This is a genomic window from Methylobacterium sp. BI1 (assembly GCF_056680125.1).
Genome location: NZ_CM155267.1, coordinates 3,941,482 through 3,967,452, shown reverse-complemented (window position 1 = coordinate 3,967,452; position 25,971 = coordinate 3,941,482). Strand labels below are relative to the sequence as shown.

The window sequence follows — 25,971 nt, the reverse complement described above, 5'->3', positions numbered from 1 at the left end:
ATTTCATGGATACAAAAGGCGTGCCAGGATGGTCGAAACGGTGGGAGGTTACCGATGGTTGAGGGCGCGACGGCTTCGGGGGTCCCCACGGAGGTGGACAATGCGCGCAGGCGGCCGGTGAGCCGGGTCAGCCTGTCCCTGTCCGAGGATCTCCTGAGCGAACTCGACACCATGGTGGGTGAGCGCGGGTTCGCCAGCCGCTCGCAGGCGGTGGCGACGATCCTGCACCGCTCCCTGGTCGAGCACCGGCATCAGGTCGGCGACCGCGTGATGGTGGGGACCATCACCCTCTGCTACGACCACCTCGCCAACGGCCTGCAGCAGCGCCTGGCCGAGTTGCAGCGCCGCTACATCGCCGAGGTGATCTCCTCGCTGCACGTGCACCTGATGCACAACCAGACCCTGGAAGTCGTGCTCGTGCAGGGCCCGGCGGACAAGCTCCAGACCATCGCGGACGCGATGATCACCGAGCGCGGCGTCATATCGGGGCGCCTCGAGCTGGTGGCCGCCCTGATCCCGCCGATCCACCCCTTCCCGGGGGACCCGGCCTGAAGCCGTTCAGCTCTGCCAGACCCGGGGGAGGGGCCGTCCGCGATAGGCGGTGAGGAGGCGCTGGGCCACGGCCCGCAGGGCGTCCGGATCGCGGCCGAGGAGGCGCACGACGAGGTGGCCGTTCCAGGCGCTGGCGGCGGCCGCCACGCCCTCGGCGCCGGTCGCGTCGAGGAGGGCGCGGACCGCGTCGAGCCGCCCCTCCGCCTCGTGCGAAACGTCGAGCAATGTCGCCATTGCCCGGGCGCCGTTGCCGATCGCCGTGCGGGCGAGCTGGTCCGTGAGCGCCCCGTCGAGGCGCAGGGTGTCGGCGTAGACGAGACGTCCGTCGCGGCGGATGCGCCAGGTGTCGGTGAGATGGCCCCGCGTCATCGGCTCGTTGCGGGCGGTACGCCCGAAGGTGATGGCCTCGAAGGCGAGGAGGTGGGCGCCCGGCGCCAGGTCCGCCTCGAAGCGCCGCGCCAGCGCGGCCCGGTCGAACAGGATCGTTTCCTGCGGCAGGTGCGCGAGCCGCCCTCCGGCGCCCACCGTCACCGCGGTGGCGATCCGGCTCACCGGCCCGTCCGAGCGGTAGACCTTCTCGGCGGCCGTGGTGGTCAGGGTGAGGTCGGCCCCCGCACCGACATCGGCGGTGACGCGGAAGGCATCACCGCAGGCGATGCCGCCGGCCGTGTTGAGCAGCACCGCCTCGCACGGGCCCTTCGGCCGGCGGGGCAGGCGCAGGCGCAGCGGACCGCCCTCGGCGATGTCGAGGATGCGGGTGTCGTGCCCGTCCGCGCAGGCCACGTGCAGGTGGATACGGCCCTGCGAGCGCTGGCGCTCCGGCGCCGCGACGAGGGACGCCGGAGCGTCGGGGTTCAGCAAGGCGGCGCGTCAGGCCGGGCCGGCGGCAACGGGACGTGCCGGGTCCGAGCCCCATTCCGACCAGGAGCCGTCGTAGAGGGCGCGGGGTGGTCGGCCCAGGGTCTCCAGCGCGAGCGCGACGATGGCGGCGGTGACGCCGGACCCGCAGGTGGTGACCACGGGCTTGCTCACGTCGACGCCGTTCTCGGCGAAGACCGCGCGCAGGGCCGCCTCGTCCTTCAGGCGGCCGTCGCTCTGGAGCGCGGCGTAGTGGACGTTGCGCGCGCCCGGCATGTGCCCGGGCCGGACGCCGGGGCGGGGCTCCGCCTCCTCGCCGCGGAAGCGCGCGCCGGAGCGGGCATCGACCACCTGGGCGCTGCCCGTGTCCAGGGCACGGGCGATGTCCGAGGCATCCGCCACGGCGCCGTGGTCGAGGCGGGCGGTGAAGTGGCGCCGGGCGCGCGGCCGGCCCTCGCCGTCCTCGAGGGGGTAGCCCGCCGCCACCCAGGCCGGGAGGCCTCCTTCGAGGATCTCGACGTCGCGGACACCGTAGGCCTTCAGCATCCAGCGCACCCGGGGGGCCGAGAACAGGCCCATCCCGTCATAGACGACGATATGGGCGCCGTCGCCGATGCCCAGTGCCCGCATGCGGGATGCGAAGACCTCCGGGCGCGGCAGCATGTGGGGCAGCGGCGAGCTCTCGTCGCTCATGGTGTCGATGTCGAACCGGATCGCGCCGGGGATGTGACCGGCCAGATACTCGGCCCGGGCATCGCGCCCCTGGGCGGGGAGGTACCAGGATCCGTCGAGGATCACGATGTCGGGCGCGCCGAGACGGGCATGGAGCCAGTCGGCCGTGACAAAGGGCGTCGTCGGCATGGTTTTCTCTGTTCTATGGGCCGGAACGCGTCCGGCCGGACTCGCCAGGAGGGTCTTCGGAAGTGGCCACCAAACCACATCCGGCAGCCGGTTGCACCACTCTGCGAACGCTTTGCGATCTGAACTCGGCGTTCCCGGCCCGCGTTGAACCGTGACGTCGATCCTGATCATCCCCCTCCTCGACACGGGAACAGCCGCCATGCGCCGTCCGACCTTCCTCCTCGCCGCCGCCCTCGGCCTCGCCCTCTCCGGCGCCGCCCAGGCGCAATCCTCCGTGACCAGCCCCGGCCAGGGCTCCGTGGGCAATTCCGGCACCAGCCTCGGCGGCAGCGCCGCCGGCTCGCCCGCGACCACCGGGACCGCCCCGGGCGCGGGCGCCGTCCGCAACCCGAACGCCGCCCCGCTGCCGAGCGCCGGTCGTGGCATCGCGCCGGGCACGGGTGCGCCGAGCGCGCCGCCTTCCGGCGCCGCCCACCGCTGACGCCTTCGCCACGATCCTGGTCAAACATCCGGGCGAGGGCCGGGCCGCGCGCCCGGCCTTTTTCGTCGCAGTCGGCCCGGCCGTGGTGCCAAGGTACGGCCGCTGCGGTTATGGATGGTCGGCCCGTACCAGCGTGATGGAGCCGCCGTGACCCCGCGCGAGACCTACCACATCGAAGTCCTCGCCTCCGAGGACGAGGCCGGCGCGCGCGGCGAGGATCCCGTGAGCCAGCGCGTCTCCGTGCGCACCTACACCGTCGAGGCCGCCAAGGAGCGGGCCCTGACCCTGTTCGCCCGCGCCCGGGCGCCGCAACGCAGCGGCGCGCCCGCCGAGGCCGTGCGGGTCATCGACGGCGCCGGCACGGAGGTGTTCCGCTGGAGCCGGTTCGACGAACCGGCCTGACGGAGCGGCCCCGCCATGCGCGCCCTCATCCTGCCCGGTCTCGTCCTGCTGTTCGCCGCCCTCTTCGTGCGCAGCTACACCGTGCCCCCGGCGCCCGACCGGCGCGGCGGGACGACCGTGTCGCTCGCCTGGCCGAACCGGCCGCTCTTCGGCAGCCCGCGGGCCGATTGTCTCGGCCTTCCGGCGGGCGACTCCGTCATCGCCTGCCTGATCGGATCGGTGTCGCGGGCCCGGGCGGACGGCATTCCGCTGATGCAGGTCGGTTTCTGTGCGACGTGCTACACCCTGTCCCAGCGCGCCGCCGCCCTCGGGCGCGACGAGGCCGCCGTCCAGGCGCGCCTCGGCGAGATCGCCCGCTTCGGCTGGTGAGTCGGGGCGGGCCGACGCACGTCAGGAGATCGCCATGCCCCTCGTCCGCATCGACCTGAACCGCTCGGCATCGCCGGACCGCGCCCGCATCGTCGGCGACGTGGTCTATGCCGCCCTGCGCGCGGTGGCGGGCGTGCCCGAGAACGACAAATTCCAGATCGTCACCCGCCACGAGGCCGGGGAGATCGTGGCGCCCGAGGCCGGCTATCTCGGCGTGACCTACACGGACGACCTCGTGATGATCCAGATCACCTGGAATGTGGGCCGCTCCGTTGAGGTCAAGCGTGCCCTGTACCGGCAGATCGCCGACGAGATCGCCGCGCGGGCCGGCATCCGCCGCGAGGACGTTGTCATCAACCTGATCGAGGTGGTGAAGGAGAACTGGTCCTTCGGCAACGGCGAGATGCAGTACGCGCCGGCCTGACGACCGGGCCTTCGGGCGCGCGGCGCCGGCGTTGACGCGACGCCCGCCGCCCCCGTAGACACGCGCCATCATGACGACCGTCCTTCGCCCCCGCTCGTATCCGGCGCCGCATCCTTAGCGGCGCGGGGCTCGTCATGTCTCAACCGCTGCGTCGTCGGCGGTTGATCTCTTTCCAGGACCAGACGTCGACGGCCCGGCTTTCACCGAGGTCACGTCCGTGCCGATTCATTTCCCAGAGCATTCCCGTCCACGCCTCGGCCTAATCGGCTTCGGCGCCTTTGGCCGCCTCGTGGCGCGCCACCTCGCCCCCTTCTTCGCCATCCACGCCTACGATCCGGCGATGCCGGCCGAGCCCGGGCCCGACGTGATCGCCGGCACCCTGCGCGCGGCGGCGGATTGCCCGGTGGTGATCCTGGCGGCCCCGGTCCCGGCGATTCCCGAGCTCGTGGCGGCCATCGGTCCGCATCTGCGCCCGGGCGCCCTCGTGCTCGATGTCGGCTCGGTCAAGGCGGTCGCCGCCGCGGCGATGCGCGACGGGCTGCCGGCGCACGTCGCCATCGTGGCGACCCATCCGCTGTTCGGGCCGCAGAGCGCCCGGGACGGACTCCGGGGCCTGAAGATTGCGCTCTGCGAAGTGCGGGGTGGCCGGACCCGGCGGGTCGCAGCCTTCCTGCGTCGGCACCTCGGCCTCGACGTCATCCTGACGACGCCGGAGGCGCATGACCGGGACGCGGCGGCCGTCCAGGGCCTGACCCATCTCATCGCGAAGGTGATGGTGCGGATGGAGCCCTTGCCGACCCGCATGACCACCCGGAGCTTCGATCTGCTGATGCAGGCGGTGGAGATGGTGCGCCACGACGCGCCGGAGGTCTTCGACGCCATCGAGCGGGCCAACCCCTATGCCGGCGCGGTCCGCCGCCGCTTCGTCACCGAGGCGTCCCGGCTCGCTCACGACCTGTCGGACGGGCCGGACTCGGTGGTCCGGGCCGCCTGAGGGCTTGGGGTTTCGTCAGGCCTCGGTTTCAGGCGTCCGGTCCGCGGAAGCGCCGGACAGGCGGGCCCGCAGGCGGTCACGCCATGCCTTCAGGCGAAGATTGGCCCCGGCTCGCCAGCCCTCCAGGCGAACGGCGAGGGGAAACAGCCGGTCGCCGCCGGGTGCCTCGACCAGGATATGGGCGAGGGCCAGGCGCTCGGTCCAGAAGGTCTCGGGCAGGGGGTAGTGCGGCGGGGCGCAGGAATCCGCCGTGGTCAGGGCCGGATCGGCGAGGATGGCGTGGGTCAGGCGCTGGAAGGCCAGGGCACCGGGCGAGTGCCGGGCGACGGCGGACTCGTAGGAGATCTTCAGGCTCCAGAGCTGTCCGCGCGTCGTGAAGCTGACCACGGCGGCCAGGGTGTGGCCGTCCCGGCGCAGGCGATCGATGCGGACGGCCCCGCGCGCGCCGAGACGGCTCACGAAGGCGCGCATCATCCGGGTCTGCACCGCGTCGCCCGCGATGGCGGTGCCGCGCGCGCCCTTCCAGCCGGCCCCCTCCAGGGCGATATAGTCGTCGATGGCCGCCGGAAGCGCGGCCGGATCGCGGATCGTCTCGAAGGTGACCGGGCCGTCCGCGCTCAGGCGGTCCCAGGCCTGGCGCAGCTTGCGCTGCTTGCGGGACGACAGATGCCCGAGATAGGCCGCGCGCGCGCCGGCGTCCCGGCCGGTCAGGTCCAGGAAGGCGCGCTCGTGCGCCCAGAAGCGGGCATGGCGCAGGCGGTGGCGGCCGAGCCAGTCCGAGAGCAGGTCCGCGAAGGAGCCGGAGGTCGGGACGTGGGTCAGCATCAGGCGCGGGCCGACGAGGCGGCGCAGGCCGAAGAACAGCGCGTCGAGGGCGCGCCCCGATTCGGCGCCGTCGAGAAGCGGGGCGCCGAAGATGCCGAAATCATGCATCCAGCCCATGGCCAGCAGGAGCGGCAGGCCCCAGCGCCACCGCGTCACCCGCAGGGGCCAGACCGCGACGAGGCGCAGGCCGGGCTCCTCCGGGGCGCGGTCGCCGACCAGGGCGACCTGCACGCCGCTCCCGAAGGCGCCGGCGGCGGGCAGGGCGTAGTCGGGATCGTAAAATAGGTTGTCGACCAGGGGCCGGCGGCCGAGGTCGTGCCAGGCCGCGATCCAGGGCGCGTCGGCTGCCAGGGGGCGCAGGGCGACCACGAGGCCGTCGGGGGTTGCGACCTGTCGCCGGGCGATTCGGCTCATGAGGCGGCTCGCCCGAAGCGGCGCGCCGCCAGATCGGCAACGCCGAGAATGTTGAACGCCCAAGCGGTGCCGGCCGAGACGGCGGCGAGGCAGGTCAAACGCAGGCCGAGGGCGAGGCCCGGATCCAGGGGAAGCCGGTCGAGCCCGGCGATCACGACGGCGCAGGCCAGGGCCAAGCCTCCGATCGTGGCGAGGTCGCGCAGGGGGACCGGCATGCGGAAGCGCTCACGGGATCCGACGACGAAGACGAGGCAGGCCAGGGCCTGGCCGGTCGCCATGGCGATGGCGGCGCCCTCCACGCCGTAGCGCGGGATGAGCAGGGCCGAAAGCCCGCCGATCGCCACGAGCAGCGTCAGCGAGGCGACGGCGTCGAGCTGGCTCTTCTGGGTGAAGTAGATGACCTGCCCGAAATAATACGACCGAAACATCTGCAGGATGCTGGCCGCCACGAGGAGCGGCGCCACCCGCAGGGCGGTCTCGCGGTAGTCGGGACCGAGCAGGAGGGTGACGAGGACGCCGTCGAAGGCGAGGAAGAACACGGCGCCGAAGGCCGCGATCAGGGTGAGGAGGCGGATGGCGTCCTCCAGCACCGGACGCGCTGCGGCAATCCCGCCGTCGCGGGCGTCGCGCTTGGCGATCGAGATCAGCGCCAGGGCGACGCTGTCGCCGAAGACGACGAAGCTCTGGCGCAAGAAATCGGCGAAGGCGCCGTAGGCCCCGAGCTCCGAGACGCCGATGCTGGCGCCGATCACCAGACGGTCGGCGGTCTGCGCCAGGGCGGCCGCCCCGAAGGAGAGCACCAGGGGCCAGCCATAGGCGAGGAGACGCCGCGCCTCCGTCCAGCTGCCGCCGCCCCGCAGCAGGCCGCGAATGACGTAGAGCGTGGGCAGCGCCGCGATGAGGTTGGCGCCGGCGGTGGCCAGGAGCAGCGGGATCGCGCCGCCGCCGAGGAGGAGGGCGCTGCTGCCGAGGGCCAGGACCAGGACGGCGCGCAGCACCACCGACAGGGCGACCGCGCCGACCTCGAGGCGCGTGCGCGCGATCTCGGCGGCGCCCTCGAAGGCCATCATGCCGAAGACGGCGGCGAAGATCGCGAGCGCCGCGTGCGGCTCGAAGAGCCCGAGCCCCGCCGCAACCGCTGCGACCAGGGCGGCGAGGGCCACCATCGCGCCGAGGAGCCGCACGACGGTGCCGACCTGCAGGACCGCCCGGTCCTCGGCATAGAGGGCGAAGAACGAGAATTTCGGCCATTGGCAGGTGGCGCTGTAAAGCACCAGCGCCCAGGACAGGATGAGCAGGTAGAGCCCGAAGACCTCAGGGGGGGCGAGCCGGGTGAATACCGCGAGGGCGCCCATGTTCAGGGCTGCGGCGACACCCCGCGAGCCGACATAGGTGAGGGTGTGGCGCGCGATCATCCGGACCCGTCAAGCGCCGGGCGGCCCGGCTCGTGGGACGAGCTAACACGCCAGTGTTGCCGCCGCGTCAATCCGTTCCCCCGTCATTCCCGCCCGGCCGGTGGGGAACGCGATGCGCTTCTCACCCGCGGTGGCGTGGCCATTGACTTCGCAACCGCGAAGGATCATATCGCAGGTGCAGCGTCAGCGGCCGTCATGGTTCCGCTTGAGAGGGCTGCGTGACGGATTGCCGGATCGCTTCTGCGGGCCCCGCGCGACCTGAGCCCCTCTCTTCAACGTGCATGCACCCGGACTGCCCCAGCACGCGGGCGGCTCCAGCTCAACGGACCGGCCACCATTTTCGACGGTTCCCCTCGCTACGAGGGCGTCCGGCACGGTCCCGCTGCCTGAAAGTTATTCCTTGACCCAATTCACCGATTTCGGCCTCGCCCAGCCCGTGCTGCGCGCCCTGGAAGAGGCGGGCTACAAGAGCCCGACCCCGATCCAGGCCCAGGCCATCGCCCCCGCCATGCAGGGCCGCGATCTCTGCGGCATCGCTCAGACGGGCACAGGCAAGACGGCGGCTTTCGCGCTGCCGATCCTGCACCGCCTCGCCGAGACCCCGCGCCGGCCGATCCGCCGCGGCTGCCGCGTGCTCGTGCTCTCGCCGACCCGCGAGCTCGCCAACCAGATCGCCGAGAACTTCTCCGATTATGGAAAGTACCTCTCGTTCACCAACACCGTGGTGTTCGGCGGCGTCACCATCTCCCGCCAGGAGAAGGCGCTGGCCAACGGCGTCGACATTCTCGTGGCGACCCCCGGTCGCCTGATGGATCTCATCGAGCGCCGCGCCCTGACCCTCGAGGCTGTCGAGATCCTCGTCCTCGACGAGGCCGACCAGATGCTCGACCTCGGCTTCATCCACGCCCTCAAGCGCATCGTGAAGATGCTGCCGCGCGAGCGCCAGAGCCTGTTCTTCTCGGCCACCATGCCGAAGAACATCGCCAGCCTCGCCGACCAGTATCTGCGCGATCCGGTCCAGGTCGCGGTGACCCCGGTGGCGACCACGGCCGAGCGCGTGACCCAGGAGGTCATCTTCGCCCATACCGGCGCGAAGCAGGCCCTGCTGAACCACATCCTGCGCGATCCGGCGATCGAGCGCGTCCTCGTCTTCACCCGGACCAAGCACGGCGCCGACCGCGTCGTCCGCGGCCTGGAGAAGGTCGGGATCAATGCGTCCGCGATCCACGGCAACAAGTCCCAGCCGCAACGCGAGCGGGCCCTGGCGGCCTTCAAGGACGGCTCCTGCCGCGTCCTCGTCGCCACCGACATCGCGGCCCGCGGCATCGACGTCGAGGCTGTCAGCCACGTCATCAACTACGACCTGCCGAACGTGCCGGAGAGCTACGTCCACCGCATCGGCCGCACGGCGCGCGCCGGGGCGAACGGGCTCGCGATCTCGTTCTGCAACGACGAGGAGAAGGCCTACCTGCGGGACATCGAGCGCACCACGCGCCAGAAGATCCCCGTGGCGGGCTTCCCCGAGGGCTTCAGCCCGCCGTCCCGCCAGGAGGCGGCCGACAACGCCCAGGCCGAGGAGCGCCGCCCGGCGCCGAACGGCCAGCGTCCCGGTCAGCGCCAGGGCCAGCGCCCGAGCAGCCGCCCGGGTGGACGTCCCGGCCAAGGTCGTGGCTTCGAGGGTCGCGGCGGTGAGAACCGCGGCGGGTCCGGACGCCCGGCCCGGTCCGACGGCGCCGCCCGTCCTCAGGATGGCCGCGGCGATCGCCGTCCGGCTGCCCAGGGTGAGGCCCGTACCGAGCCGCGCGGCGAGCGCCCCCGGGCGCCCCGTCCGCAGGGCGGCGGCGAGGGTCGCGCCATCGGCTGGCTGGATCGCGGACCCCGTTCCTGATCCCATCGCCTGACGCAGAGCGCATCGTCTGAAGCACGAAAACGCCGTCCCGGCTTCCGGGGCGGCGTTTTCGCGACGGGTACCCCGGGCATTGCCAAGCCGCGGCGCAGGGCCACATCACAGGAGCCGGGCGCTCCGCCCGGGCGCTTCGGAGGCTTGGGCGATGCGGTTCGAACTCTACCGGGATTCCGCTGGCGGCTGGCGCTGGCGCCTGCGGTCCCAGAACGGCAACGTCATCGCAGATTCGGCGGAAGCCTATGTACGTCGCGAGGATTGCGAGCACGGTATCAGCCTGGTGAAGGGTAGTGCCGCGGCGCCCACGGTCGACATGACTCTGAAGATCGCCTGACGCAGGCCCCGCAGGGCTTCGTTGACCATTACGGCAACGCTTGGCGGGTGGAGGGAAACGCTTTCGCCCCTCGTGCGTTTGCTGCATCCGGGCCTCGCAACGAGGGATGCCGGGGTGTCGAGACTCGACAGAATACAGGGAGTTGAGAACGTGCTGAGGAAACTCGTGCTGGCCGCGCTGCTGGCCCTAGGCTTCGCCGCGACCGCGCCACAGGGCGCTTCGGCCGCCCCCGTCGGACCTGCCCTCGCGCTCCAGAGCGAGGCTGCCCCGGCCGCCGTGCAGACGGTTCAGTATTATGGCTATCGCCGCCGCTTCTACGGCCCGCGTCGCTTCTATGGCCCGCGCCCGTTCTACGGCCGCCGTTACTATGGCCCGCGCCGCTTCTACGGCCCGCGTCGTTTCTATGGTCCGCGTCGCTTCTACGGCCCGCGCCGCTTCTACTACTAAGAATTCAGCCGCGTCCGGTTCCGGACGCCAATCCATCGACGGCCCGGTTCTCGTTGCGACGAGGACCGGGCCGTTCTCGTTCATGGCATTAAAATTCAAGCACCACACTGTCATGCAGCGGTCCCATGCGATAAGTTGCCGATACAAGAGACGGCCGACATCGGATCGCGCCGCTTGGGAGGCTACGCCATGAACGTCCTTGCGGCCCGCCGTGCGGAGGCGCGCGCATTCTGGGAGTCGGTCCCCCTCGAGGTCTTCCTGTCCGCCTGCGCGATCATCCTGGCCGGTGCCCTGAAATTTGCCGACGTGATGCCCTGAAGGCGGTCGCGATGCCTCGGCAAAAGGCCCGGCATCGGCCTACAGTGCTGGCGGTCGAGGGTGGGACATGAGCGGGATCATGGCGGAAACGGACGAGGCGCGGCGCCCCAGCGGCGACCTGACGGTGCGCACCATCGCGATGCCCGCCGACACGAACGCCAACGGCGATATCTTCGGCGGCTGGGTCATGTCGCAGATGGACCAGGCGGGCGGTATCGCCGCCGTCGAGCGTTCGCAGGGGCGGGCGGTGACCGTCGCGGTCGACGCAATGACGTTCATCCGCCCGGTGCGGGTCGGCGATGTGCTCTGCGTCTATACCCGGATCGACCGGGTCGGGCGCAGTTCCATGAAGATCGAGGTCGAGGCCTGGGCCCGGCGCTTCCGCACCCAGTTGCGGGAACAGGTGACCGAGGCGACCTTCACCTTCGTCGCCATCGACGATGAGGGCCGTCCGCGCGCCATCGAGCCGACCTGACCGCCTACGTCGACGGGACTGGGCGGCTCAGGCGTTGGGCGCCGCCACCTTCTGGCGCAGGCCCGTGATGACCGCCTTCAGGACATCGGTATCCGCATCCGGGCTGCCCATGCAGCGAACCGATTCGATCCGCTCGTGCACGAAGGACAGCTTCGCGATCACCGCCGGGGTCAGCTTGAACGGAAACAGCGCCGGCTGGCCCATGCTGCGGCTCAGGGAATTCACCGCATAGGTGAGGGGCAGCCACGCCTCCACGATCCGGCTGAAATCCGTCATCCGGTAGGGGTCGAAGTCGATCACAACCGGCTCCGACGAGCCGTGGCGCAAGCGCGGGCGCACATGCATCTCGAAGGTGCTGGCCGTCTCCAGCGTATCGACGATGTGGAGGTACTGTGCCCAGGTCTCGGCGAAATCCTCCCACGGATGGGCCGTGGCATAGGCGCTGACGTAGCTCTCCTCCCAGTCGGGCGGTGCCCCGTGCGCGTAGTGGCGCTGAAGGGCGCCGGAATAGTTCAGCCGCTCGTCACCGAACAGGGACCGGAAGGTCCACAGGCTCTGGTCGAAGCGCACCAGGACGTTCCAGAAGTAGTGCCCGATCTCGTGGCGGAAGTGTCCGAGGAGCGTGCGGTAATACTCGCCGAACAGCATCCGTCGGCGCTCGCGCTCGACGTCGTCGGCCTCCGCGATGTTGAGGGTGATGAGGCCGCTGCGATGACCGGTGAGCACGGGCGGCCCGATCTGGTAGCTCTCGGACGGATCGACCAGGAAATCGAAGGCGAGACCGGTGGTAGGGTTCTCGTCTCGGGTCATCAGCGGCAGGTCGAGGCGCAGGAGAGAGTAGAACAGCCGGTGCTTGGCCGCCTCGATCTGGCGCCAGCGGGTCAGGTTCCAGGCGATGGAAAGGTCCGGCACCACGTGGTTGTGGCGACAGGTGATGCAGTAGCGGTTCGGCGAATCCTCGGGGACCAGCCAGTTGCAGACGTCGTGATCGGCATTGGCGCAGAAGCGGTACTTGCGGCCCGGATTGGCATAGGCGTGCCAGAGACCGCTGACGGGCTCCACCGCCGACATCTCGTGGACGTCGCAGACATAGCCCAGCCGGCGCTCGCAGCTCTCGCAATGGGTGCTCTCGAAGCTGATCGGCTGGTCGCAAGCCTGGCACTGGAAGATTTTCATGGAGCCGTCGGGGGACGCCTTTCCTGTCTGTCCACGGAGCGTCGCACGGCGCCCGTGAAGGAACCGTCATAGCCTAACCGCACGCCACAGGGTGGCAAAGCACGGGAGAGGACCGAAGTTCCGGCGTTCCGCCCGGTCGGGGCCGCCGAAACGCCGGAGCACGAAACTTGCAGGCCGTCGCGAGCCGTATCCCTCCTGGCCATCCCCCGGCGCGAGGGCGAGACGGTCGTCGTGCCGACGGTCCTCCGGGTCCCGGCGCGCAAGGGCATCGCTTGCGGGTCTCCGTTGGCGTATGTCTCTGGTGAAGCTTTCTTCGGAGCACCGCAGGGTGGTGCCCCGTCCCTCCGCTGCCGGCGCGTGCTGATCCGCCCGCCCGGCGCCCTGTCCAGTTACAGCGGGAGCCCCCGTGTCGATCAAAGCCGCCCTGCACCACGTCACCCACTACACCTACGATCGGCCGATCACGCTGGGGCCGCAGGTGATCCGCCTGCGTCCGGCGCCGCATACGCGAACCGCCGTCCCGGCCTATTCGCTGAAGGTTCTGCCCAAGAACCACTTCATCAACTGGCAGCAGGATCCGAACGGCAACTGGCTCGCCCGGCTGGTCTTTCCGGAGAAGACCACCGAGCTGAAGATCGAGGTCGACCTCACGGCCGACATGTCGGTGATCAACCCGTTCGACTTCTTCGTCGAGGATTACGCGCAGGCGCGGGGCTTCGCCTACGCGGATGACCTCACGGCCGAGCTGAAGCCCTACCTCGTCCTCGACGATGCCATGGCGCCGGAGGTGGATGCCTTCCTGGAGCGCCTGCCCGCCGAGCAGAACACCGTCCTGTTCCTCGTGGCCCTGAACGCCCAGGTGGCGCAGGAGATCACCTACGGGGTCCGCATGGAGCCCGGCGTCCAGACCGCCGCCGAGACCCTGACGCTGAAGAGCGGCTCCTGCCGCGATTCGGCCTGGCTGATGGTGCAGATCCTGCGCCGCCTCGGCATGGCGGCCCGCTTCGTCTCGGGCTACCTGATCCAGCTCATCCCCGACACCACTGCCGTCGACGGGCCGGCCGGCACCACGACCGATTTCACCGACCTGCACGCCTGGGCCGAGGTCTACCTGCCGGGCGCGGGCTGGATCGGCCTCGACGCCACCTCCGGCCTCCTCTGCGGCGAGGGCCACATCCCGCTGGCGGCGACTCCGCACTACGCCTCCGCGGCGCCGATCTCCGGCCTCGCCGAGCCGGCGGGGGTCGAGTTCGGTTTCGAGATGACGGTGACCCGGGTGGCGGAGGCGCCGCGCATCACCAAGCCCTTCTCCGAGCAGGTCTGGGCCGCGATGGACGCCCTCGGCGACCGGATCGACGCCGACCTCGCCGAGCAGGACGTGCGCCTGACCATGGGCGGGGAGCCGACCTTCGTCTCCATCGACGACTTCGAGTCGCCGGAATGGAACGCCGCCGCCGTCGGCCCGACCAAGCGCGGCCTCGCCGACAAGCTGATCCGCCGCCTGCGGGATCGTTTCGCCCCCGGCGGCATGCTGCATTACGGCCAGGGCAAGTGGTATCCCGGCGAGAGCCTGCCGCGCTGGGCCTTCGCCCTGTACTGGCGCCGGGACGGCGTGCCGGTCTGGAAGGATGCCGGCCTGATCGCCCCCGAGGACGGTCCGCGCGACGCCAACATCCACAAGGCCAAGGCTCTCATCGACGGGGTGGCCAAGCGCCTGGGGCTCGGCGCCTACGTCTTCCCGGCCTTCGAGGACCCGGTCTACTGGTCCGACAAGCGCGACGAGCTGCCCGTCAACGTCACGACGGCGGAGCCGCACTACCCGAACCCGGAGACCAACGCCCGCATGGCCCGGGTCTTCGCGCGCGGTCTCGGCGAGGCCGCAGGCTACGCCCTTCCGCTGGCGAGCCTGCCCACCGGCAAGGCGAGCGATTCCGACCGGCTCTGGATCTCGGAGCCCTGGGAGTTCCGGCGCGGCCACGCCTTCCTGACCCCCGGCGACTCGCCCGTTGGCTACCGCCTTCCGCTGTCGTCGCTGCCCTTCGTGCCGCCGGAGCACTATCCCTACTACCAGCCCCAGGACACCCTGGAGGCCCGGGACCCGCTGCCCCGAGACCCGCTGCCCCGAGACCCGCTGCCCGAGGGCCATCCCGGTGCCAAGACCGTGAATGGTTCCGGAGTGACCGGCGTCGCCGTGCGCACCGCCTTCGCGGTGGAGCCGCGCGACGGCATCCTGCACGTCTTCATGCCGCCGCTGCAGCGGGTGGACGAGTACCTGGAGCTGCTGGGCCACCTGGAGGCGACGGCCGCCGAGCTGAAGCAGCCGCTCCACATCGAGGGCTACGAGCCGCACTTCGACCCACGCCTCAACGTCATCAAGGTGACGCCCGATCCCGGCGTGATCGAGGTCAACGTGCATCCCGCCGCGGCCTGGCGCGACGCCGTGCGGATCACCACCGACCTCTACGAGGATGCCCGGCAGATCCGCCTCGGCGCGCAGAAGTTCATGACCGACGGCCGCCACACCGGTACGGGTGGCGGCAACCACGTGGTGCTCGGCGGCGCGACGCCGGACGACTCGCCGTTCCTGCGTCGGCCCGACCTCCTGAAGAGCCTGGTGCTGTACTGGCAACGCCACCCGGCGATGTCCTACCTGTTCTCCGGGCTCTATATCGGCCCGACGAGCCAGGCCCCGCGCATGGACGAGGCGCGCCACGACGGTCTCTACGAGCTCGAGATCGCGATGGCGCAGGTACCGAAGCCCGACGAGCCCAACATCCCGCGCTGGCTCGTGGACCGGATCTTCCGCAACATCCTAGTGGACGTGACGGGCAACACCCACCGGTCCGAGATCTGCATCGACAAGCTCTACTCGCCGGACGGTCCCACCGGCCGCCTCGGGCTCGTCGAGTTCCGCTCGTTCGAGATGCCGCCGGATCCGCGCATGAGCCTCGCGCAGCAGCTCCTGCTGCGGGCGATCGTCGCCTGGCTCTGGCGCGAGCCGCAGGAGGGGGGCTGTGTCCGCTGGGGCACGGGCCTGCATGATCGGTTCATGCTGCCCCACTTCCTGTGGGCCGACTTCCTCGGCGTGCTGGAAGACCTTCGGGGAGCCGGCTACGACTTCGACCCGGCGGCCTTCGTGGCACAGCGCGAGTTCCGGTTCCCGGTCTTCGGAACGGTGGAGCAGGGCGGCGTGAAACTCGAGCTCCGCCAGGCCCTCGAACCCTGGCACGTGCTGGGCGAGGAGGGCGCGATCGGGGGAACCGTGCGGTACGTGGACTCGTCGGTGGAGCGGCTGCAGGTGAAGGTCGAGGGCTACGTGCCCGGCCGGCACATCATCGCCTGCAACGGCCGCCGCCTGCCGATGACCGGCACCGGGACGTCCGGCGAGGCGGTGGCCGGCCTGCGCTTCAAGGCCTGGCAGCCGGCCTCGTCGATGCACCCGACGATCCCCGCGCACTCGCCGCTCACCCTCGACATCCTCGACGCCTGGAGCGGCCGGTCCCTGGGCGGCTGCCGCTACCATGTCAGCCATCCGGGCGGGCGGAACTACGAGACCTTCCCGGTGAACACCTACGAGGCGGAGGGGCGTCGTCTCGCGCGCTTCCAGGCCCACGGGCACACCCCCGGGAAGATCGCGATGCCGCCCGAGGAGACCAACCGCGAGTTCCCGATGACGCTCGACCTGCGCACCCCCGCACCCCCGGGCGTGACCCCGCCATGAGCGCAGCGGCCGCGGCGGAGATTCAGGGACGGGCCGAGCGCCTCGCGCGCTGGACCTCCGCATACCGGCCGCTCCGGGGCGTCCCCGACGAGCTCATGGACGCGAACGGCCAGCCCAAGGGGGCCTGGCCGCGGTTCCTCGACCAGCTCGGCGGCATGGACGAGGTCGAGATCGGCGCCCGCTTCGTCTCGGCGGTCCGCCGTATCCGCGACACCGGGATCTCCTATCGGATCTACGGCGACAAGCGCGAGCATGCCTGGCCGCTGGGCTCGCTCCCGCTTGTCCTCGAGCAGGCGGACTGGGAGACGCTGAGCGCCGGCATCGTCGAGCGCGCCGAGCTGATGGAGACGATCCTCGCCGACCTCTACGGCCCGGAGCGCCTGGTGGCCAAGGGCCTGCTGCCGGCCGCGGTGGTGGCGGGCAGCCCGGAATTCATGCGTCCCCTGGTCGGCGTCACGCCGCCGGGCGGCCGCTTTCTGAAGCTCTATGCCGCCGACGTGACGCGGGGGCCGGACGGGCGCTGGCGGGTGCTGGCCGACCGGACGCAATCGCCCTCCGGGCCCGGCTACGCTTTGGAGAACCGGCTCGTCCTCACGCGGGCCTTTCCCGATCTCCACGCCGACCTGCAGGTCGAGCGGCTGGCCGCCTTCTTCCAGGCTTTTCGCGATGGCCTCGCGGCGGGCGCGCAGCGCAGCGATCCGCGCATCTGCCTGCTGACCTCGGGGGTGTTCAGCTCGACCTATGTCGAGCAGGCCGCGCTCGCCCGCTATCTCGGCCTGCTCCTGGTGGAGGGCGACGACCTCGTGATGCAGGACGGGGCCCTGCACATCCGCACCATCTCCGGCCTCAAGCGGGCCGACGTGCTCTGGCGGCGCATCGATTCGGACTACCTCGACCCCCTGGAGCTCAACCCGGCTTCGCGTCTCGGCGTCCCGGGCCTCGTGGAAGCCCTGCGCAACGGCAACCTCGTGGTCGGCAACATGCCGGGTTCGGGCATCCTCGAATCCGGCGCGCTCGCCGCCTACCTGCCGGGGATCGCGCGGCATTTCCTGGGGCGCGACCTCACGCTCGCCGGGCCGAAGACCTGGTGGTGCGGCGATCCGCAGGCCCTGGACGAGATCCGCGACAGGCTCGACGGCCTGAGCCTGCGCCCGGTGGCGACGCCGCCGAAGGGCGCGGTGCGCGACGCGATCCTGGCCCCGCACGCCCTCGACGCCGAGCGCGATCGCCTCGGTGCTGCCTTGCGCGACCGGCCCTTCGACTACGTCGCCCAGGAGACGATGCCCCTCGCCACCATGCCGGCCTGGGATGCGAGCGGCGGCTCCCTGCGGCTGGTGCCGCGCCCCTTCGTGCTGCGGGTCTTCGCGGCGGCGACGCCGGAAGGCTGGCGCGTGATGCCGGGCGGCTTCTGCCGGATCTCGGAGCGGCCCGACGTCGAGCCCCTGGAGATGCGCGCCGGCATCAAGTCGGCCGATGTCTGGATCCTGTCGCGCGATCCCGTGGAGCCGGTCTCCCTGCTCCAGACAGGGCCGGCGCGGGTGCGCCGGATCGCCGGACATCTTCCATCGCGGGCCGCCGACAACCTGTTCTGGTTCGGGCGCTACGTCGAGCGGGCCGAGGCGGTGATCCGCCTCGTCCTCGCGCATCTCGGCAATGTCGGGTCCGGGGTGATCGCCGACAGGGCGGGCGACTCGAAGGCGCCCACCGCCCTGCGCATCCGGGCGCTCCTCGACGAGTGGGGGGCCATCGCTGCTCCCGACCTGCCCACCGCGGCCGTGGCCCAGCAGGCGCTCGGCGGCCAGGAGACCTACGGCTCGGCCCTGCGCCACAGCCTGTCGGCGCGGATCAACGCCGCGACCCTGCGGGAACGCCTCTCCGGCGAGGCCTGGCGAGCGCTTGCGGACCTGAAGGAGGTCCTGGAGATCGAGGCCGGGCGGGCCCTGCCGGAGGCGCAGCTCCTCGGCCTCGCGGAGCGCGCCCTGAGCCACATCGCGGCGCTCTCGGGGCTCGCCCAGGAGAACATGAACCGCACGGCCGGCTGGCACTTCGTCGATCTCGGCCGCCGGATCGAGCGCGCCATCAACACCCTGACCTTCGCCACCCGCTTCGCCGGCGACGGGGCCACCGCCGAGGACCTCGGGGTGATGCTGTCCCTGTGCGATTCGCACGTCTCGTTCGGCGCGCGCTATCTCCAGGGCGTGGCCCTCGACCCCGTGCGCGACATGGTGCTCCTCGACCCGTTCAACCCGCGCTCGGTCGCCTTCCAGCTCGAGGCGATCACCCGGCATCTCGCCCAGCTTCCGGTACTGCGCGCCGACGGATTGCCCGAGCCGCACCAGCGCATCGCCGCCAGGCTCGCGGCCGAGTTCGCCACCGGCGAGGCGGCGGCGTTCGACGGCGCCGCCCTGATGCGCCTGGAGAACGAGGTCGAGGGCCTCGCCGACGCCGTTGCAACCCGCTACTTCCCGAACGGTCCGCATGCCCTGCGCCCGGAGAAACTGGTGGGGCTCGCGTGATCTATACGCTGCGCCACCTCACCACCTACCGCTATGCCCGCCCCGTGCGCTTCGCCCGCTGCACCCTGCGCCTGCGCCCGCGCGACGGGGAGGGCCAGACGGTGCTGGAGAGCAGCCTCACGATCACGCCCGATCCGCGGACCCGCATCGTCCGGCGCGACTATTTCGGCCTCGACGCCACCGCGGTCACGATCGACACGCCCCACACCGAGCTGCGGGTCGAGGCCCTGTCCAGGGTTCTGGTGGAGCGCGATCCGCTGCCGGCCCAGGAATCCGGTCGCCCGTGGGAGCAGGTGCGCGACGAGGCGGTGAACGGGCGCGGGCTCGGCCCGGACCGCCCGGTGCACTTCCAGTTCCCGAGCCTGCGCGTGCCGCTCGTCCCGGAGGTCACGGATTATGCCCGGGCGAGCTTCCCTCCGGGCCGGAGCGCCTTCGGCGGCGCCTTCGACCTGATGCAGCGCATCCGGGCGGACTTCACCTTCGATGCCAAGGCCACCACCGTGCACACGCCCCTCGCCGAGGCCTTCGCCCTCCGGGCCGGCGTCTGCCAGGACTTCACCCACATCATGATCGCGGCCCTGCGCGGCCTCGGCCTGCCCGCCGCCTATGTCAGCGGCTATCTCCGGACGATCCCGCCCGCCGGGCGCCCGCGCCTGCGCGGCGCCGATGCGAGCCATGCCTGGGTCTCGGTCTGGTGCGGGGAGAACTGGATCGGCCTCGACCCCACCAACGGCATCGGCATGTGCGACGATCACATCGTCGTGGCCCGAGGGCGCGACTACACCGACGTGTCCCCCATCGACGGCATCGTGTCCGCCTCGGGCCCGCAGAAGCTCAAGGTCGAGGTGGACGTGGTGCCGGACGGCGAGCCGATGCCCGAAGCAGCGGCTCCACTCCAGGCCAGCCACGCCTGACCCGCTCGCCGCGATCCGGCCGCGATCCTAGGCGGACCTGGCCGTGAACAGGCGGAAGGCTTCGAGGGTCTCGGCGCTGACGTGATGCTCGATGCCCTCGGCGTCGCGGCGGGCGATCTCGGGGCTGACCCCGAGCGCGCAGAGGAACTGCTCGACGATGCGGTGGCGCTCGCGGCTCTGCACGGCCAGGGCCTGTCCGGCCTCCGTTAGGAAGACGCCCCGGTACGGACGCTGCTGCACGAGGCCGTCCTCGGCGAGGCGCTTCAGCATCTTGGCGACGGTTGGCTGGGCGACCCCGAGGCGGGCGGCGATATCCACCTGCCGCGCCTCGCCGCCATCACCGATCAGGTCGGCGATGAGCTCGACGTAATCCTCGACGAGTTCCAGCCGGCGCGCTTCGCGAGCCTGCCGGAAGCTCTCCACGTGGACGTCGGGATCGACCAGGGAGGTGTCGGGCGCGGAGGACGTCGAATCCTGCATGTGGCCGGCGAACTCCCCCGAACAATGGTGCCCCCGAACGGGAGCCCGAGCCGGTTTGTACCGAAGCCGCGCCACGGATGGGAGCCCCCGGGGTCCGAAAGCCGCCTCATCCGCGCAGGTGAGCCACAAAATCCCGCGTGAACCGGGGCAGATCGGCCAGCGAGCGCAGGCAGATCGTGAGGTCGCGGAGCGCCCAGGCATCCTCGAGGGGCACGATGGCGAGGGCCATGGTGCGGGCGGCCCGTGCCGCGGTCGTCTCGGGCACGATGCCGAGGCCGACGTCGCAGGCGACCAGCCGGCAGATCGCGTCGAAGCTGCGCAGCTGCACCCGGAGGCGCATCGGCGGCCGGCCGGTACGCGCGGCCTTGTCCGCCAGGAAGCGGGTGAGGGCGCTGGTGCGGTCGAGGCCGACCAGGGGATGCTCGATCACCTCCGCGAAGGCGACGGAGGCGCGCGCCGCCAGGGGGTGCCCGGTGGACGCCACCATGACGAAGCGGTCCTGCCGGAACGGATAGGTCTCCAGGGCGCCGGTATCGACGGTGCCGGCGACGATCCCGAGATCGGCCGAGCCCTCGGCCACCAGCCCGACGATCTCGTCCGAGGTGCGTTCCTCGATGTCGACGCTGACGCCGGTCTGCCGGGCCAGGAAGGCGCTGAGCACCTCGGGCAGGAATTCCGTCAGCGCGTTGGTGTTCGAGACTAGGCGGATCTGTCCCACCGTGCCGCCCGAGAAGGCGGCCAAGTCCTCCTGCATCCGGTCGATGCGGTCGAGGAGGCCGCGGGCGTGGGCGAGGAGCGACCGCCCCGCCGGCGTCGGCGCCACGCCCTGGCGCCCGCGGGTCAGCAGCGCGGCTCCAAGCGTCTCCTCCATGGCCCGGATGCGCACTGAGGCGGCGGCCAGCGCCAGGTTGGCCCGGGCCGCGCCGTGGGTGATCGAGCCCGCCTCCACCACGTGCCGGAACAACGAGAGATCCACCAGATCGAAGCGCATCATCGGGTCCGCGGCTCCCTCCGCTGGGTGTTCTTCGCGGGGTATTCTTCGCCCAGGGTGTCAGGACTTCCTTAACCCTGCGCGGGCATCGTACCGGCATGGTGGTCCGTCGTCGCGTCCGTGCTGTTCTGATGCCCCTCGGCCTCTACGCCGTGTCGGGCCTCGTCGTGGGCTTCTTCGTGCATCAGGCCGAGAGCGGCAACCGCGGCCTCGAAGCCAAGCGTGCCCTCAAGGTTCAGGCCCGGGCGCTGAATCAGGAGCTCAACGCCGCCAAGGCGGACCGGGCGATCTGGGAGCACCGGGTGGCCCTGCTGCGCAGCGACCAGATCGACCGCGACCTCCTGGAGGAGCGCGCCCGCGTCATGCTCGGCCGGGTCCACGCCAACGACGTCGTCATCATCGATCCCTGATCGACCCCCGGGGGCGAAACCCGTCGCCCGCGCAGGCGCTTCGCACCTGACAACTTCCCCGTTCTGTCGGGCCGTCGGCCTCGCTTTCACTCCGGGCGTGTCCTAGAACCCCGGGTGAACAGATGGTCCCGGGGAGTTGCCGATGGATGCCGCGAAGGATGCAGGCCAAGCCGCCTCCGACACACGCCGGACGGGGGCGAAGCGATCCGATGGGGCGAAGCCCACGGGCGCGGCAGAGACCCACGCGCCGGCCCCGAACGCGCCGCAGTTCACCCGCGAGGAAGACCTCCACGCCTATCACGAGATGCTGCTGATCCGGCGCTTCGAGGAGAAGGCCGGCCAGCTCTACGGCATGGGCCTGATCGGCGGCTTCTGCCACCTCTATATCGGCCAGGAAGCGGTCGTCATCGGCATGCAGATGGCCTCGATCGATGGCGACCAGGTCATTACCGGATACCGCGACCACGGCCACATGCTCGCCTGCGGCATGGACCCGAAGGGCGTGATGGCCGAGCTCACCGGGCGCCGCGGCGGCTACAGCCGCGGCAAGGGCGGCTCGATGCACATGTTCTCCCGCGAGAAGCAGTTCTTCGGCGGCCACGGTATCGTCGGCGCGCAGGTCAGCCTCGGCACCGGGCTCGCCTTCGCCGACGCCTACAAGAAGAATGGCAACGTCAGCCTGACCTACATGGGCGATGGTGCGGCTAACCAGGGCCAGGTCTACGAGAGCTTCAACATGGCGCAGCTCTGGAAGCTGCCCGTGGTCTACGTGATCGAGAACAATCGCTACGCCATGGGCACCTCGGTGGCCCGCGCCTCGGCGCAGACCGACTTCTCCAAGCGCGGCATCTCTTTCGGCATCCCCGGCGAGCAGGTGGACGGCATGGACGTCCGCACCGTGCGCGAGGCGGCGACGCGGGCGATCCAGCACGCCCGCTCGGGCGAGGGTCCCTACATCCTCGAGATGCAGACCTACCGCTACCGCGGCCACTCGATGTCCGATCCGGCCAAGTACCGGACCAAGGACGAGGTCTCGAAGATGCGCGAGGAGCACGACCCGATCGAGATGGTGCGCAAGCGCCTGATCGAGATGCACGGGGTGCCCGAAGCCGAGCTGAAGGCCACCGACGCCAAGGTGCGCGAGACCGTGAACGAATCCGCCGAGTTCGCCACGCACGATCCCGAGCCGGATCCGGCCGAGCTGTGGACCGACATCCTGCTGGAAGCCCGCGCCTGAGTTCCATCCTGCGCCGGAGGCTGGCCCGCACGCCGCACCCGCGGCCGCGGGTCAGCCTCTGACGGGCTGACCGCCTCATCCTCGATCGACGAGTATTCCATGGCGACCGACATCCTGATGCCCGCCCTCTCCCCGACCATGGAGGAGGGCAAGCTCTCGAAGTGGCTGAAGAAGGCGGGCGATCCGGTCAAATCCGGCGACGTGCTCGCCGAGATCGAGACCGACAAGGCGACCATGGAGGTCGAGGCCATCGACGAGGGTGTGCTCGCCAAGATCCTCGTCGAGGAGGGCACCGAGGGCGTGAAGGTCAACACGCCGATCGCGATCATCGCCGCCGAGGGCGAGGACGTCTCGGCGGCGTCCGCGGGTGGCGGCGCGCCGAAGCCCGAGGCCTCCGCGCAGCCCGCCCCGGCCCCCGACATGCAGGCCGAGGGCCAGGCCGAGAAGCCGGCCCCGAGCGCCAAGACCGGCGACGACGCGCCGAAGGCTCCAGCGGCCCCGGCCACCATCACCAACAAGGCGCCCGCGCCGGTGATGGAGGAGTTCCCCGAAGGCACCGAGATGGTCTCCATGACCGTCCGAGAGGCCCTGCGCGACGCCATGGCCGAGGAGATGCGCAAGGACGACGCCGTCTTCGTGATGGGCGAGGAGGTCGCCGAGTATCAAGGCGCCTACAAGATCACCCAGGGACTTCTGCAGGAGTTCGGCGCCCGCCGGGTGGTCGACACCCCGATCACCGAGCACGGCTTCGCCGGTATCGGCGTCGGCGCGGCCTTCACGGGCCTGCGCCCCATCGTCGAGTTCATGACCTTCAACTTCGCCATGCAGGCGATCGACCACATCATCAACTCGGCGGCCAAGACCCTCTACATGTCCGGCGGACAGCTCGGGTGCCCGATCGTGTTCCGCGGCCCCAACGGCGCGGCCGCCCGCGTCGGCGCCCAGCACAGCCACGACTACTCGGCCTGGTACTCCAACGTGCCCGGCCTCAAGGTCATCGCGCCCTACACCGCCTCGGACGCCAAGGGCCTGCTCAAGGCGGCGATCCGCGACCCGAACCCGATCATCTTCCTCGAGAACGAGATCCTCTACGGACAGACCTTCCCGGTCCCGAAGCTCGACGACTTCGTGCTGCCCATCGGCAAGGCGCGGATCCATCGTCCCGGCACGGACGTGACCATCGTGTCCTTCTCCATCGGCATGACCTACGCCCTCAAGGCAGCGCAGGCGCTGGCCGAGGAGGGCATCGAGGCGGAAGTGATCGACCTGCGCACCCTGCGCCCGATGGACACCGACACAGTGGTGGAATCGGTGAAGAAGACCGGCCGCTGCGTCACGGTGGAGGAGGGCTTCCCGCAATCGGGCATCGGCGCCGAGATCTCGGCCCGCCTGATGGTCGATGCCTTCGACTACCTCGACGCCCCGGTCCTGCGCGTCACCGGCAAGGACGTGCCGATGCCCTACGCGGCCAATCTCGAGAAGCTGGCGCTGCCCAACGTCGCCGAGGTGATCGAGGCCGTGAAGGCGGTCTGCTACCGCTGAGGACCATGCGCGTTCACCTCCCACTCTCCCCGGCCCGGGGAGGGATCGGAGACGAGATGATGACCGACAAATTCGAAGAACTGTCCGCCCCGCCGGATGCCATCGAGAACGGTGGCATCGAGGTACTTCGCGCCAGCGTCGTGGACGGGGCCGTGAGCATTGCCCTGCGGCGCTCCTTCGACGACCCGGCCACCTGGGGCCGCCTCCTGGCCGACCTCGCCCGTCAGGCGGCGCGGGTCTACGCGCTGGAGACCGAGATGTCGGAAGAAGACGCCTTCGCGCGCATCAGCGCCGGCTTCGAGGCCGAGAGCCTCGACCCCGACGCCCCGAGACTGAACTGACCGCCGCTCCCCCGACACCGCCCGCTGACGATCAGGATTTCCCCCCATGCCGATCAACGTCCTGATGCCCGCCCTGTCGCCTACGATGGAGAAGGGCAACCTCGCCAAGTGGCTGAAAAAGGAGGGAGATGCGGTGAAGTCCGGCGACGTGCTCGCCGAGATCGAGACCGACAAGGCGACCATGGAGGTCGAGGCCATCGACGAGGGCGTGCTCGCCAAGATCCTGGTGGCCGAGGGCACCGCCGACGTGCCGGTGAACGACCTCATTGCCATCATCGCGGCGGACGGCGAGGATCCGGCTAGCGTCCAGGCCCCCGGCGGCGGGGCCTCCGGTGCGCCGAAGGCCGAAGCAGCGACCTCGGAATCTCCGAAGGCCGAGGCGCCGAAAGCGGACGCATCCGCCGAGAACGCCACGCCGGGGGGCGGAACGATGTCCTACGCCCGCGTCAACGAAGCCCCAGACGGCGCGAAGCCCGCGGGTGGCAAGGGCGAAGGCGCGGACGCTGGCGCCGCGCCCTCCGCAGAGGGCGGGCGCGTCTTCGCCTCGCCGCTGGCTCGCCGCATCGCCAAGCAGGAGGGCGTCGACCTCGCGGCGGTGACGGGCTCCGGCCCCCGCGGCCGGGTGATCGAGCGCGACGTCCGGGCGGCCCTCGCCGCCGGCACCGGCAAGGCGGCCCCGGCCGCCGCGCCGAAGCCCGCCGAGGCCCCGCAGGCGGCGCCCGCGCCGGCCGCGCCGGCCCCCGCCAAGGCGGCGGCGCCCGCCGGCCTCACCGCGGATCAGGTGCGCGGGTTCTATCCGAAGGGCACCTACGAAGAGGTGCCCCTCGACGGCATGCGCAAGACCATCGCCAAGCGCCTCACCGAGGCGATGCAGGTGGCGCCGCACTTCTACCTCACGGTGGATTGCGAGCTCGACGCGCTCATGGCCCTGCGCGAGCAGCTCAACACGAGCGCCGGCAAGACCAAGGACGGCAAACCGCTGTTCAAGCTCTCGGTGAACGACTTCGTCATCAAGGCGATGGGCCTTGCCCTGATGCGGGTGCCGACGGCCAACGCGGTCTGGGCCGAGGACCGGATCCTGCGCTTCGACAACGCCGAGGTCGGAGTCGCAGTGGCCATCGACGGCGGCCTGTACACGCCGGTGATCCGTCGGGCCGACCAGAAGACGCTTTCCGCCATCTCCAACGAGATGAAGGACTTCGCCGCCCGGGCCCGGGCCAAGAAGTTGAAGCCCGAAGAGTACCAGGGCGGCGTCACCTCGGTCTCCAACCTCGGCATGTTCGGCATCAAGCACTTCACGGCGGTGATCAACCCGCCGCAATCCTCGATCCTAGCCGTGGGTGCCGGCGAGAAGCGCCTCGTCGTGCGCGACGGTGCCCCCGCCGTCGCGCAGGTGATGACCACCACCCTGTCCTGCGACCACCGCGTCCTCGACGGGGCGCTGGGCGCCGAGCTGATCTCGGCGTTCAAGGCACTGATCGAGAACCCGATGGGGATGCTGGTGTGATCGGGTCGCACTGACCCGACCCCGAGCCCGGCACGTCCCACCCCCCGGCCCCTCCGCAACGTCA

The 25,971-nt window shown here is 70.9% G+C and carries 26 protein-coding genes; 19 read left to right on the top strand and 7 right to left on the bottom strand.

Annotation, left to right across the window (positions count from 1 at the left end):
- The first annotated feature begins 54 nt into the window (after positions 1-54).
- The gene (gene nikR / locus AC1MGR_RS18755; protein WP_108034349.1) at positions 55-552 is read left to right on the top strand and encodes a nickel-responsive transcriptional regulator NikR; all 498 of its coding nucleotides are present in this window, start codon (positions 55-57) and stop codon (positions 550-552) included.
- A 6-nt stretch (positions 553-558) separates the two neighbouring features.
- On the opposite strand, the gene AC1MGR_RS18750 is transcribed toward nikR, so the two are convergent.
- A complete protein-coding gene (locus AC1MGR_RS18750; RefSeq protein WP_480234836.1) occupies positions 559-1,410 on the bottom strand; it encodes an urease accessory protein UreD in 852 nt (283 codons plus the stop codon).
- 12 nt (positions 1,411-1,422) lie between these two features.
- Complete coding sequence (gene sseA / locus AC1MGR_RS18745) at positions 1,423-2,271, bottom strand: 3-mercaptopyruvate sulfurtransferase (RefSeq protein WP_480232531.1); 849 nt, start codon at positions 2,269-2,271, stop codon at positions 1,423-1,425.
- 199 nt (positions 2,272-2,470) lie between these two features.
- Here sseA and AC1MGR_RS18740 point away from each other — a divergent pair, with 199 nt between their 5' ends.
- From AC1MGR_RS18740 to AC1MGR_RS18720, 5 genes are all read left to right on the top strand, one after another.
- Positions 2,471-2,752 carry a hypothetical protein gene (locus AC1MGR_RS18740; RefSeq protein ID WP_108034352.1) on the top strand — a complete coding sequence of 94 codons (282 nt, stop codon included), beginning with the start codon at positions 2,471-2,473 and terminating at the stop codon, positions 2,750-2,752.
- Between the two features lie 147 nt (positions 2,753-2,899).
- Positions 2,900-3,154, top strand: a complete 255-nt coding sequence (locus AC1MGR_RS18735; protein WP_480232530.1) for a hypothetical protein — start codon at positions 2,900-2,902, stop codon at positions 3,152-3,154.
- Positions 3,155-3,169: 15 nt separating this feature from the next.
- The gene (locus AC1MGR_RS18730) at positions 3,170-3,523 is read left to right on the top strand and encodes a hypothetical protein (protein ID WP_480232529.1); all 354 of its coding nucleotides are present in this window, start codon (positions 3,170-3,172) and stop codon (positions 3,521-3,523) included.
- A gap of 34 nt (positions 3,524-3,557) precedes the next feature.
- Positions 3,558-3,947, top strand: coding sequence for a tautomerase family protein (locus AC1MGR_RS18725; RefSeq protein WP_480232528.1), 390 nt, complete (start codon positions 3,558-3,560; stop codon positions 3,945-3,947).
- A gap of 223 nt (positions 3,948-4,170) precedes the next feature.
- Positions 4,171-4,941: a prephenate dehydrogenase/arogenate dehydrogenase family protein gene (locus AC1MGR_RS18720; protein ID WP_480234835.1), complete on the top strand. Its 771-nt coding sequence runs from the start codon at positions 4,171-4,173 to the stop codon at positions 4,939-4,941.
- Between the two features lie 15 nt (positions 4,942-4,956).
- Here the strand turns inward: AC1MGR_RS18720 and AC1MGR_RS18715 are convergent, their stop codons facing one another.
- Both AC1MGR_RS18715 and AC1MGR_RS18710 read right to left on the bottom strand, forming a co-directional pair.
- Positions 4,957-6,180 (bottom strand): GNAT family N-acetyltransferase, encoded by a 1,224-nt coding sequence (locus AC1MGR_RS18715; RefSeq protein ID WP_480232527.1) that lies wholly within the window; start codon positions 6,178-6,180, stop codon positions 4,957-4,959.
- The gene (locus AC1MGR_RS18710) at positions 6,177-7,595 is read right to left on the bottom strand and encodes a lipopolysaccharide biosynthesis protein (RefSeq protein ID WP_480232526.1); all 1,419 of its coding nucleotides are present in this window, start codon (positions 7,593-7,595) and stop codon (positions 6,177-6,179) included. Before AC1MGR_RS18710 ends, AC1MGR_RS18715 begins: the two co-directional genes overlap by 4 nt.
- Before the next feature lie 400 nt (positions 7,596-7,995).
- On the opposite strand from AC1MGR_RS18710, the gene AC1MGR_RS18705 reads away from it, so the two are divergent.
- The 5 genes from AC1MGR_RS18705 to AC1MGR_RS18685 all read left to right on the top strand — a co-directional run bounded on the left by AC1MGR_RS18705 (position 7,996) and on the right by AC1MGR_RS18685 (position 11,072).
- Positions 7,996-9,483, top strand: coding sequence for a DEAD/DEAH box helicase (locus AC1MGR_RS18705; protein WP_480232525.1), 1,488 nt, complete (start codon positions 7,996-7,998; stop codon positions 9,481-9,483).
- Positions 9,484-9,646: 163 nt separating this feature from the next.
- The gene (locus tag AC1MGR_RS18700; RefSeq protein WP_108034360.1) at positions 9,647-9,832 is read left to right on the top strand and encodes a DUF1508 domain-containing protein; all 186 of its coding nucleotides are present in this window, start codon (positions 9,647-9,649) and stop codon (positions 9,830-9,832) included.
- A 150-nt stretch (positions 9,833-9,982) separates the two neighbouring features.
- Positions 9,983-10,279: a hypothetical protein gene (locus tag AC1MGR_RS18695; protein ID WP_056211258.1), complete on the top strand. Its 297-nt coding sequence runs from the start codon at positions 9,983-9,985 to the stop codon at positions 10,277-10,279.
- A 189-nt stretch (positions 10,280-10,468) separates the two neighbouring features.
- Positions 10,469-10,597, top strand: a complete 129-nt coding sequence (locus tag AC1MGR_RS18690) for a hypothetical protein (RefSeq protein WP_480232524.1) — start codon at positions 10,469-10,471, stop codon at positions 10,595-10,597.
- A gap of 79 nt (positions 10,598-10,676) precedes the next feature.
- Positions 10,677-11,072: an acyl-CoA thioesterase gene (locus AC1MGR_RS18685; RefSeq protein ID WP_108034467.1), complete on the top strand. Its 396-nt coding sequence runs from the start codon at positions 10,677-10,679 to the stop codon at positions 11,070-11,072.
- A 27-nt stretch (positions 11,073-11,099) separates the two neighbouring features.
- On the opposite strand, the gene AC1MGR_RS18680 is transcribed toward AC1MGR_RS18685, so the two are convergent.
- Positions 11,100-12,248: a zinc-binding metallopeptidase family protein gene (locus AC1MGR_RS18680; RefSeq protein ID WP_480232523.1), complete on the bottom strand. Its 1,149-nt coding sequence runs from the start codon at positions 12,246-12,248 to the stop codon at positions 11,100-11,102.
- Between the two features lie 406 nt (positions 12,249-12,654).
- Between AC1MGR_RS18680 and AC1MGR_RS18675 the strand changes: the two genes are divergently transcribed.
- From AC1MGR_RS18675 to AC1MGR_RS18665, 3 genes are read left to right on the top strand one after another with little or no spacing between them, the layout of a single operon-like run.
- The gene (locus AC1MGR_RS18675) at positions 12,655-15,969 is read left to right on the top strand and encodes a transglutaminase family protein (RefSeq protein ID WP_480232522.1); all 3,315 of its coding nucleotides are present in this window, start codon (positions 12,655-12,657) and stop codon (positions 15,967-15,969) included.
- Positions 15,966-18,485: a circularly permuted type 2 ATP-grasp protein gene (locus AC1MGR_RS18670; protein WP_480232521.1), complete on the top strand. Its 2,520-nt coding sequence runs from the start codon at positions 15,966-15,968 to the stop codon at positions 18,483-18,485. The genes AC1MGR_RS18675 and AC1MGR_RS18670 overlap by 4 nt, the downstream gene beginning before the upstream one ends.
- Positions 18,482-19,399 carry a transglutaminase family protein gene (locus tag AC1MGR_RS18665; RefSeq protein WP_480232520.1) on the top strand — a complete coding sequence of 306 codons (918 nt, stop codon included), beginning with the start codon at positions 18,482-18,484 and terminating at the stop codon, positions 19,397-19,399. Before AC1MGR_RS18670 ends, AC1MGR_RS18665 begins: the two co-directional genes overlap by 4 nt.
- A gap of 27 nt (positions 19,400-19,426) precedes the next feature.
- Here AC1MGR_RS18665 and mntR read toward each other — a convergent pair whose 3' ends face one another.
- Entirely contained in the window at positions 19,427-19,879 is a 453-nt protein-coding gene (gene mntR, locus AC1MGR_RS18660; RefSeq protein WP_055953004.1) for a manganese-binding transcriptional regulator MntR, read from the bottom strand.
- 106 nt (positions 19,880-19,985) lie between these two features.
- On the bottom strand, positions 19,986-20,873 hold the full coding sequence (locus tag AC1MGR_RS18655) for a LysR substrate-binding domain-containing protein (RefSeq protein WP_181259559.1): 888 nt from the start codon (positions 20,871-20,873) through the stop codon (positions 19,986-19,988).
- 95 nt (positions 20,874-20,968) lie between these two features.
- Between AC1MGR_RS18655 and AC1MGR_RS18650 the strand changes: the two genes are divergently transcribed.
- The 5 genes from AC1MGR_RS18650 (at position 20,969) to AC1MGR_RS18630 (ending at position 25,907) form a co-directional block, all read left to right on the top strand.
- Positions 20,969-21,280 carry an FtsB family cell division protein gene (locus AC1MGR_RS18650; RefSeq protein WP_055953008.1) on the top strand — a complete coding sequence of 104 codons (312 nt, stop codon included), beginning with the start codon at positions 20,969-20,971 and terminating at the stop codon, positions 21,278-21,280.
- 142 nt (positions 21,281-21,422) lie between these two features.
- Positions 21,423-22,517: a pyruvate dehydrogenase (acetyl-transferring) E1 component subunit alpha gene (gene pdhA / locus AC1MGR_RS18645; RefSeq protein ID WP_480232519.1), complete on the top strand. Its 1,095-nt coding sequence runs from the start codon at positions 21,423-21,425 to the stop codon at positions 22,515-22,517.
- A 99-nt stretch (positions 22,518-22,616) separates the two neighbouring features.
- Positions 22,617-24,059 carry a pyruvate dehydrogenase complex E1 component subunit beta gene (locus tag AC1MGR_RS18640; RefSeq protein ID WP_108034366.1) on the top strand — a complete coding sequence of 481 codons (1,443 nt, stop codon included), beginning with the start codon at positions 22,617-22,619 and terminating at the stop codon, positions 24,057-24,059.
- 59 nt (positions 24,060-24,118) lie between these two features.
- On the top strand, positions 24,119-24,400 hold the full coding sequence (locus tag AC1MGR_RS18635; protein ID WP_108034469.1) for a DUF5076 domain-containing protein: 282 nt from the start codon (positions 24,119-24,121) through the stop codon (positions 24,398-24,400).
- A 46-nt stretch (positions 24,401-24,446) separates the two neighbouring features.
- On the top strand, positions 24,447-25,907 hold the full coding sequence (locus tag AC1MGR_RS18630; RefSeq protein WP_480232518.1) for a pyruvate dehydrogenase complex dihydrolipoamide acetyltransferase: 1,461 nt from the start codon (positions 24,447-24,449) through the stop codon (positions 25,905-25,907).
- Positions 25,908-25,971 lie beyond the last annotated feature (64 nt).

Excerpts from the sequence above, each read along its gene's own strand:
- nikR (WP_108034349.1), top strand. The coding sequence starts at position 55 with ATGGTTGAGGGCGCGACGGCTTCGGGGGTCCCCACGGAGGTGGACAAT.
- sseA (WP_480232531.1), bottom strand. The coding sequence starts at position 2,271 with ATGCCGACGACGCCCTTTGTCACGGCCGACTGGCTCCATGCCCGTCTC.
- AC1MGR_RS18740 (WP_108034352.1), top strand. The coding sequence starts at position 2,471 with ATGCGCCGTCCGACCTTCCTCCTCGCCGCCGCCCTCGGCCTCGCCCTC.
- AC1MGR_RS18730 (WP_480232529.1), top strand. The coding sequence starts at position 3,170 with ATGCGCGCCCTCATCCTGCCCGGTCTCGTCCTGCTGTTCGCCGCCCTC.
- AC1MGR_RS18725 (WP_480232528.1), top strand. The coding sequence starts at position 3,558 with ATGCCCCTCGTCCGCATCGACCTGAACCGCTCGGCATCGCCGGACCGC.
- AC1MGR_RS18715 (WP_480232527.1), bottom strand. The coding sequence starts at position 6,180 with ATGAGCCGAATCGCCCGGCGACAGGTCGCAACCCCCGACGGCCTCGTG.
- AC1MGR_RS18710 (WP_480232526.1), bottom strand. The coding sequence starts at position 7,595 with ATGATCGCGCGCCACACCCTCACCTATGTCGGCTCGCGGGGTGTCGCC.
- AC1MGR_RS18700 (WP_108034360.1), top strand. The coding sequence starts at position 9,647 with ATGCGGTTCGAACTCTACCGGGATTCCGCTGGCGGCTGGCGCTGGCGC.
- AC1MGR_RS18690 (WP_480232524.1), top strand. The coding sequence starts at position 10,469 with ATGAACGTCCTTGCGGCCCGCCGTGCGGAGGCGCGCGCATTCTGGGAG.
- AC1MGR_RS18685 (WP_108034467.1), top strand. The coding sequence starts at position 10,677 with ATGGCGGAAACGGACGAGGCGCGGCGCCCCAGCGGCGACCTGACGGTG.
- AC1MGR_RS18680 (WP_480232523.1), bottom strand. The coding sequence starts at position 12,248 with ATGAAAATCTTCCAGTGCCAGGCTTGCGACCAGCCGATCAGCTTCGAG.
- AC1MGR_RS18670 (WP_480232521.1), top strand. The coding sequence starts at position 15,966 with ATGAGCGCAGCGGCCGCGGCGGAGATTCAGGGACGGGCCGAGCGCCTC.
- mntR (WP_055953004.1), bottom strand. The coding sequence starts at position 19,879 with ATGCAGGATTCGACGTCCTCCGCGCCCGACACCTCCCTGGTCGATCCC.
- AC1MGR_RS18655 (WP_181259559.1), bottom strand. The coding sequence starts at position 20,873 with ATGATGCGCTTCGATCTGGTGGATCTCTCGTTGTTCCGGCACGTGGTG.
- AC1MGR_RS18650 (WP_055953008.1), top strand. The coding sequence starts at position 20,969 with ATGGTGGTCCGTCGTCGCGTCCGTGCTGTTCTGATGCCCCTCGGCCTC.
- pdhA (WP_480232519.1), top strand. The coding sequence starts at position 21,423 with ATGGATGCCGCGAAGGATGCAGGCCAAGCCGCCTCCGACACACGCCGG.
- AC1MGR_RS18640 (WP_108034366.1), top strand. The coding sequence starts at position 22,617 with ATGGCGACCGACATCCTGATGCCCGCCCTCTCCCCGACCATGGAGGAG.
- AC1MGR_RS18635 (WP_108034469.1), top strand. The coding sequence starts at position 24,119 with ATGACCGACAAATTCGAAGAACTGTCCGCCCCGCCGGATGCCATCGAG.
- AC1MGR_RS18630 (WP_480232518.1), top strand. The coding sequence starts at position 24,447 with ATGCCGATCAACGTCCTGATGCCCGCCCTGTCGCCTACGATGGAGAAG.